The 1179-nt window shown below is 75.1% G+C and carries 2 protein-coding genes; one reads left to right on the top strand and one right to left on the bottom strand.

What is annotated here, in order from left to right:
* Positions 1–133 precede the first annotated feature (133 nt).
* A complete protein-coding gene (locus tag FOE67_RS26270) occupies positions 134–721 on the bottom strand; it encodes a GNAT family N-acetyltransferase (protein ID WP_182667319.1) in 588 nt (195 codons plus the stop codon).
* Between the two features lie 174 nt (positions 722–895).
* Here FOE67_RS26270 and FOE67_RS26265 point away from each other — a divergent pair.
* A partial coding sequence (locus tag FOE67_RS26265) for a universal stress protein (protein WP_182667318.1) occupies positions 896–1179 on the top strand: 284 nt, incomplete at its 3' end.

The following is a 1179-nucleotide window of genomic DNA, read 5'->3' as shown; positions in this document are numbered from 1 at the left end:
GGGCCGGGGGATCGCGGGCGGTGACTCCCGCGGTCGGGGACGATCGGCACGGGGTGCGGGTGGCCCGGGCGGATCGCCCCGACATTACCCGACAATGGTTTTCACAATCGCCCGGGCGGGGGTGACGTGTGCCTCATCGGACGCCGGCCCGTTCCCGTTCCGTCACGACCGGCGCCACCAGGGGGAGTTCCACGTGGAGGATTCCCTGACCCCCGTCCGGCTCGTCGCGTTCGTCGCACACCACCTTGCCCAGCGACCGCCAGAACGCCTCGGCCCCCGGAACGACGGGGTCGGTGTGCAGGTAGAGGGAGCGGTAGCCGCCCTCCGCGACGGCGAAGGCGACGAGTTCCCCCACCATGCGGCGGGCCAGGCCGCGCCGGCGGTGCTCCGGCCGCACGTAGACCCGGCGCAGCTGGGCGGTCTCCCCGGAGGGGTAGCGCTCGGCGAGCCAGGCGGGGTTCGGGGGGTGTTCCGGGCCCCGGGAGTCCAGTGCGGCGGTGCCCACCACCTCATCGGTTCCGTCCGGTCCGCTTCCCTCGCGCACGGCCACCAGCAGCACGTGGCGGGGGGAGCGCAGGTAGGCGGCGGCCGGGTCGATCACGTCGCCGTGCCAGCGCGGCACGTAGCCGGTGCCGAAGTCGCGGTAGAGCGTGTCGAGCATCACGGCCCGGGCGCCGTCCAGGTGCTCCTCGTCGGCCCGTTGGATGCGGTATCCATGCATCTGCACATCGTATGCGAGAAGCCGGGCCGATGATCGGGGCGGGGCGCGCCGGGGCGTGAGGGACGCCCGGGGCGGGTACCGTCGAAACGGATCACCTCCCCGGGGACCGGCCCGCGAGCCCGTCCCGACGCGTCGGGGCGGCCGGAACGACACAACGGAATCGGGGCGGAACCGATGCCAGGGACCGAAGCGGACCGGCGGGTCGACGGGCGTGCCGACGCGCGACCCGACCCGTTCCCCGACGGGAGTGGACCCCGCCGCATCCTGGTCGCCACCGACCTCTCCGACCGTGCCGGTCGGGCCGTGCGCCGGGCCGGCCTCCTCGCCGCCCGCTTCGACGCGGCCCTCACCGCCCTGGTGGTGGTGCCGGCGCGCGCCGACGCCGGGCTCGTCGGCTTCGTCGGCCGACGCCTGGAGGAACACGTCCGTCACCACCTGGCGGACCCGCCCCCCGGCAC

This window comes from Streptomyces calidiresistens (assembly GCF_014141525.1).
Classification (GTDB): Bacteria; Actinomycetota; Actinomycetes; order Streptomycetales; family Streptomycetaceae; genus Streptomyces; species Streptomyces calidiresistens.
Note: the sequence above shows the minus strand (reverse complement) of the source record. Positions and strands in the feature narration are given on the sequence as shown.

Coding starts and splice junctions, on each gene's coding strand:
- FOE67_RS26270 (WP_182667319.1), bottom strand. CDS start 721: ATGCATGGATACCGCATCCAACGGGCCGACGAGGAGCACCTGGACGGC.